8 protein-coding genes are annotated in these 6,348 nt (G+C 25.1%); 6 read left to right on the top strand and 2 right to left on the bottom strand.

The features are described 5' to 3' along the window. Positions 1–328: 328 nt before the first annotated feature. A complete protein-coding gene (gene mtnP / locus MBCUT_RS09740) occupies positions 329–1,108 on the top strand; it encodes an S-methyl-5'-thioadenosine phosphorylase (protein ID WP_067260500.1) in 780 nt (259 codons plus the stop codon). Positions 1,109–1,258: 150 nt separating this feature from the next. On the opposite strand, the gene MBCUT_RS09745 is transcribed toward mtnP, so the two are convergent. Together MBCUT_RS09745 and MBCUT_RS09750 are read right to left on the bottom strand one after the other, a co-directional pair. Beyond that, entirely contained in the window at positions 1,259–1,453 is a 195-nt protein-coding gene (locus MBCUT_RS09745; protein WP_067260503.1) for a helix-turn-helix transcriptional regulator, read from the bottom strand. Positions 1,454–1,577: 124 nt separating this feature from the next. Further along, positions 1,578–1,988 (bottom strand): DUF2178 domain-containing protein, encoded by a 411-nt coding sequence (locus tag MBCUT_RS09750; RefSeq protein ID WP_067260507.1) that lies wholly within the window; start codon positions 1,986–1,988, stop codon positions 1,578–1,580. 399 nt (positions 1,989–2,387) lie between these two features. Between MBCUT_RS09750 and MBCUT_RS09755 the strand changes: the two genes are divergently transcribed. The 5 genes from MBCUT_RS09755 to MBCUT_RS09775 all read left to right on the top strand — a co-directional run bounded on the left by MBCUT_RS09755 (position 2,388) and on the right by MBCUT_RS09775 (position 5,472). Continuing rightward, positions 2,388–2,957 carry a flavodoxin family protein gene (locus MBCUT_RS09755; RefSeq protein ID WP_067260510.1) on the top strand — a complete coding sequence of 190 codons (570 nt, stop codon included), beginning with the start codon at positions 2,388–2,390 and terminating at the stop codon, positions 2,955–2,957. 176 nt (positions 2,958–3,133) lie between these two features. Then, positions 3,134–3,463 (top strand): NifB/NifX family molybdenum-iron cluster-binding protein, encoded by a 330-nt coding sequence (locus tag MBCUT_RS09760; protein ID WP_067260513.1) that lies wholly within the window; start codon positions 3,134–3,136, stop codon positions 3,461–3,463. 10 nt (positions 3,464–3,473) lie between these two features. Continuing rightward, positions 3,474–3,917 (top strand): hypothetical protein, encoded by a 444-nt coding sequence (locus MBCUT_RS09765; RefSeq protein ID WP_067260515.1) that lies wholly within the window; start codon positions 3,474–3,476, stop codon positions 3,915–3,917. Continuing rightward, positions 3,914–4,210, top strand: coding sequence for a hypothetical protein (locus MBCUT_RS09770; protein ID WP_067260517.1), 297 nt, complete (start codon positions 3,914–3,916; stop codon positions 4,208–4,210). The genes MBCUT_RS09765 and MBCUT_RS09770 overlap by 4 nt, the downstream gene beginning before the upstream one ends. Before the next feature lie 683 nt (positions 4,211–4,893). Continuing rightward, positions 4,894–5,472, top strand: a complete 579-nt coding sequence (locus tag MBCUT_RS09775) for a 30S ribosomal protein S3ae (protein WP_067260520.1) — start codon at positions 4,894–4,896, stop codon at positions 5,470–5,472. Positions 5,473–6,348: the final 876 nt, after the last annotated feature.

The raw sequence follows: 6,348 nt of genomic DNA on the forward strand, positions 1-6,348 counted from the left end.
ACCACATTCACCGAAAGATTTAATACATCATCATTCAATAATATCTTATGTGGTGTGTTGTTTTTTGTTTGCATACATAATAATACACACCACCATAATATTAATACTTTACGAACTACTGATAATTAATTATGACTACTAAATATTATTAATATTTTTGAATATTATTAATATAATTAATTTATATTATAATTAAATATGGTTATGTAAATTATAATAATTATAACAATTTAAATTATACTTAATTTATATTTAATATGAATATCAATAAATAAGAATTATATTCTAATGACTTTTTTATTTTATTTTTTTAGGTGTAGGTGACTAAATGTTTGGAATTATTGGTGGTAGTGGCATTTATGATATTGTAAAAGATGCAGGAAGTGTAGAAAAACGAATAATTGAAACTCCATATGGAGATTCTTCTGAAATCTCAATTTTTGAAATTTATGATAAGGAAGTGGCATTCATGCCAAGACACTCTGGAGATCATAGTTTTCCTCCTCATAAAATAAATTATCGAGCAAATATTTGGGCACTTGCTACATTAAATGTTAAGCAAATCATAGCTACCAATGCAGTAGGCTCACTTAAAAGAGAAATTCCTCCAGGATCATTGGTACTGGTATCTGATTTCATGGATTTTACTTCAAAAAGAGAAAAAACATTTTATGATAATGAAGTGATTCATGTCGATGTGACAGAACCATATTGTAATCGCCTTAGATCTCATATAATAGCCAGTAGTGATACTATATCCACAACTGATTTTATAGCTAAAGGTGTTTATGTTGGAACTGAGGGTCCAAGATTTGAAAGTCCTGCTGAAGTAAGAATGTTTCAAAAATTAGGGGGAGATGTTGTTGGGATGACAGGTCTTCCTGAAGCAGTATTAGCTAAAGAGAAAGAAATCTGTTATAGCAGCATATGTCTGGTTTCTAACTATGCTGCATCTATATCTCCCAATAAACTCACCATGGATGAAGTTATTGAAATCATGGATATTAAAAAACTGGAAATAATTGATTTAATATATAAAACAATTGAAAATATTCCTGTTGAATATGATTGTGTTTGTTTAGACGCATTAGATGGGGCTGGAGCATAACTTGATTGTATATCACTGTTTTTTATATTTTAAACCATCTAAAAACAAAAAAAACTAGGAATATTTGTTAGAATAGAACAAGAGACTAGAATTACTATAAAATATGTTCATTCATCTCATTCTTTAGAATTCTATCATAATTTTTCCTAGCTAAGATTCATTATCAAACATATCTTCGATATTAACTTCGAAATATTTAGCTATTTTGAAAGCTAATTTAAGAGAAGGATCATATTTGTTTTTTTCAATAGAAATTATTGTTTGTCTGGTTACTTCAAGCTCTCTAGCTAAATCCTCTTGTGTAATTTCTTTAATAGCTCGAAATACCTTTAATTTATTTTTCATAGTGTTTCCTATTATTTGATAATTTTTTTAAGCTTGGTTTAGTAGGTTCTATCCTAATTTTATATCAATGTTTGATAGTTATTTTATTTAGGTTCTATCCTAATTTTATTATTGATCTTCCTATCTAATATTTATTTTTATAATAATATTTTCCGATTGTGAATATTATGAATGAAATAAGTGTTATAATAATTAAAACATAAGCTATTGGGGAATATTGGGGATATAAATTTCTAAGTGTAATTATAGCTACTGCAATATATATGTTTAATGCTATTGATAATCCAAATGCCATGTATCCAGCTTGTTCCTGTATATATTCTTCTCTTTCATCTTCTACAACTTCTCCTTTTCGAGTCCTAAAGAATTCTTTAAGTTCATCAAAATTTTTATATGCAAAAGGAATTGTTATTAACAACAAGATTATAGCTATTATGAATAGATTTATATCAGCTATTATTAATCCTATAATCCATAATAAACTTATAATACTAGATAGTATCACTGCTATTATTACTTTTATTTTTGTATTCATAGTATCAACTTCATATGTCTATTAATATTTAAATTAAGTTTAATTAGAATCTAATTGAATATTTGTTTTTAAAAATCATGGGATTTTCATTTAAATATTCTAAATTATTTCATGTTAAGTATATTTTACATTATGTTATATAAACTTTACTAAAATTTTTATCTTGTAACTTTATTGTATTATTTTTCATATTTACCCTTAAAAATAAGAAAAATATAATTACAATGAATATTCAATAGATAATATTATTTAGTATTTAAAAGAATATTTTTAAGATAGATAGTTGACAGCATGATATTACTTAAAAATATTATTTAAAAGAATATTTTTCTGAATAAATTTATTCAATTAGTGTCAAATTATTATAATATTATTATAAAGTATCATAAAGTGATTTATATGGCAAAAGTTATTTTATTAAGTGGAAGTCCAAGAAAAGAAAGCAATACAATGGATGTTTTAGATGTTTGTGCAAAAGAAATAGAAAAAAATGGATTAGATGCAGAAATATTAAGTCTTAGAGGAATGGATATTAAATCATGTATAGCTTGTAATAAGTGTGTTGAGAAAGGAAACTGTGTTTTAAATGATGGACTTGATGAAATCATTGAAAAAATAAGAGTGGCTGATGGTTTTATTCCTGCAGCCCCAGTTTATTTTGGAACAGCCCGTGGAGATATAATGGCTGCACTTCAAAGAATTGGAAAAGTATCAAGAGGGACAGATGATTTTTTATCTTGGATGGTTGGTGGACCAATAGCTGTAGCCAGAAGAGGAGGTCAAACCTTAACTTTACAAGAGATGAGCATGTTTTTTCCAATAAATAATATGATCACTGTAGGATCTAACTATTGGAACATGGTTTTTGCAGGTCATGAAAGAGATTCTCATAAAGATGAAGAAGGAATTGGAACAATTAAGCTATTTGGAGAGAATGTAGCTAAGTTAATTAAAAAGATAAAAAATTGATTTTTAATTAATGGAACAATTTTTTATCTAAATTCCATATATGCTCCAAAGCATATTTATTAATATAATTTATTAATATGTTTATCTTTAGATGGGTTTATATATTTATTAATAGTTTGATCTTTAGATGGATTTATATAATATTTTTATTATATATTGTATTTGGAAGTTAAATTATGAAAATAGCTGTTGCTTCATCTGATGGAAAAAATGTTGATTTACATTTTGGAAAAGCTAGTTCACTATATCTATATAACTTTGATGGGGAAAAAATAACATTTGATGAGATAAGGACTGTTGATATTTCTTCAAATGAAAAACATCAATGGAGGTCTGTTTTAGAAGCTATTGCAGATTGTGATGTAGTAATATGCGTTCAAGCAGGATTTAAATCAAAATTTGGAATTCAAGAAGCAGGTTTAAAATTAGTAGAAGATGAAGGACATCTTGATGAAGTATTAAATAGATACATAAATCACTATAAATTTATGAATAGTAAAATTTAAGGGTTATATAATGAATGAAAATATAAAAACAGTAATAATTGTTAGTTGTTGTATTTTAGCTATTTTCGCTTCAGCTATTCTATTTGATAGCGTAAGGGCGGAGAATAGTCGTCAAGTTATTGAACTTGAAGGTTTGAGCTTTAAAGCTCCGGTTGGATTTGAATATGTTAATAATTCTTTTAACATCACACAAAATGAAACTTCTAACCAAACAATATCTTCACTTAAAATAAGACAAAATGATAAAATAATAGCTATTGAGCAACTGGATTCATCTTTTGAAAATCAGAGCAATGATTTTATCACTGTAAATGATGTAAGAATATATAAGATATTTAATAATGAAATGATTTATGCATTTGATTATAATGGAGTCAGATATCAAATTATAATGATGGAAGAAAATGATTCTTTAGTAAAAGACATAGTCAGTACATTTGGGGAGATAAAATGAAATTAACTAGAAACATGATAATTATTCTAGCTACAGTTATAATTATTTTTGGAATAGGGATAATTGAAGCAGTATCTGTGCAAAATCATGAAGTAATTTCTTTAACTTCTGATCTATTAAATAATACTTCTGAACCTAGTCCTGTAGACCTTGGAACTAGTGGAGAGACCTTAAATTCAGATTCTAATAATAACGATAATTCTTCCGCACTTGTTCCTGAGGAAGAACCTAATCAAGAACCTGAGCCACCAGAAATCCCTGTTGATGAAGAATCATCTGATTCTGAACAATAATCAAAAATTTCTAGGGAATACTGTACTTCTCCAATTTTTTTTATTTATAAAAATCTTGTTTTTTATAAGATTTCTAAAATGGGAGATTTTGTAAAGATTTGTAAAAGTGGAAGATTTTTGTAATCTTAGAAAATCTTCGGAATTCTAAATTTTAAAAATCTTTGATTTTTTCATTTGTAAAAACATTTAAATATAAGAAATTAAAGAATTATACTATCCTTTATGGGCGGGTTTTAAAGAATTTTAAAACTTTATTTGAACAATTTTTACTTAATATATGGATTGAGTCCAGTATCTAATTTGTAGAATAACTGTTTATAGTTAGTTCTATCTAATTTTAGTGGTTAATTATTTTTAAAAGATTCATTTCTATTGGTTTTTTAAATAAAAAATCTAATTCTATTATTTCTTAAAAATTTTAACTGATAAATATTGAAATTCAATTTAATATTTAATTTATTACTTAATATTTAGTTTAATATTTAATTTATTACTTAATATTTAGTTTAATATTTAATTTATTACTTAATATTTAGTTTAATATTTAATTTATTACTTAATATTTAGTTTAATATTTAATTTATTAGTTAATATTTAGTTTAATATTTAATTCATTGTTTAATGATAATTAATTTAATAATAATCAAATTTAATAATTAATAAAATTCAAGGATGTAATATTTATGGCAAAGGCAAAAAGGCGAAGAGCACGTGATACATGGAAAGAAAAATCTTGGTATACTATTAAAACTCCAATAGCTTTTGGAGATAAAGAAATTGGAGATACTCCATCAAGAGAACCAGATTTCTTAATTGGTAGGGGAGTTGAAGTCACTATGAGGGAACTTACTGGTGATTTTTCTAAACAATATATCAAGTTAAAGTTTGAAGTTGATAATGTTGCAGGAAACATAGCTAATACTAAATTTACTGGTCATAAGGTGACTACTGACTATGTTAGAAGCATGATTCGAAGAGGAACCAGTAGAATCGATACTCATGTTTATATTAAAACTAAAGACGACTATAAAATGAAGTTGCATGTTTTAGCTATTACAACAAGGAGATCTAAATCTTCTCAACAGAAATTCATGAGAGAAACCATAACTGCGTTGGTTGAAAAATTAGCTAGCGAACGGAGCTATGAAGATGTAATTGAAACTTCTGTTAATGGAAGAATGGCATCTGATATATACCACCGAGCTAAAAAGATTTACCCTCTTAAACGGGTAGAAATTATAAAAAGCAAAGTTTTAGAATAACTATAGTATGGATCAAGATTTTAAAGTTGATTTTCTTGATCATTAAAATAAGAAAATCTTAGATTTATTCTAAGATGCTTTTTTTATTTTTTATATTTTTTCATAATATTTATTTTTTTATTTTTATTAGGCTGTTCATAAATTATTTTTTTAATATTTTTATTAGTATGATAAATATTTTTGCCACATTTTTAACTCTTATATTATCCAGGACATTTTATTTTTAATTAAATCACTTTTCATAGTCTTGCTGGTGATTATAATAATCATTTCATTGTAGTGTTTTACTTAAAAATTGTCATAACTTCAAATTTTATGATTTTTATAAAATCTTTTAAAAATTTGTTACAAAAATATGAATAAATTCTAATTTTTAATATATAGGATATTACCAAAGTTTTGCAACAGATAATGTAATTTGAATATCTCCCAATATTCTCCATATATTCTTTAAATTTTATTCAATGCATTTTTAAAGAGTTTTTTATAGAAGTTTAAAAATGAGTATATATTACAATTTTTGAGTAATATACTATATATTATAAATTTTTGGTAAAAAACATCATATTCTTTTTATTTTTATTCTGGCATTGTTTTATTATATCATTTTAGTGCTTTTTGATCATTTCATTAAAGATTATGATATTTTATTATAATTTTTTTTAAATTTTTCGTGATATTTGCTTAAATGAAAAAATGTGTTGAAAATTAGGTGATGGGTTAAATAGCTTATTTTTATGATAGGGATAATTTTTCTTGCTTAAATTTATTTTAACTGGTTTTAAGTTCTTTAAATATTTAGGGGGGGGGGGGCAATCTATGGAATTATATCTGCTTTCTAGTTTCTTCTTGTTTTGGTATTGAAGTGTGTAGAAG

Source organism: Methanobrevibacter cuticularis, assembly GCF_001639285.1.
In the GTDB taxonomy this organism is placed as follows: Archaea; Methanobacteriota; Methanobacteria; order Methanobacteriales; family Methanobacteriaceae; genus Methanobaculum; species Methanobaculum cuticulare.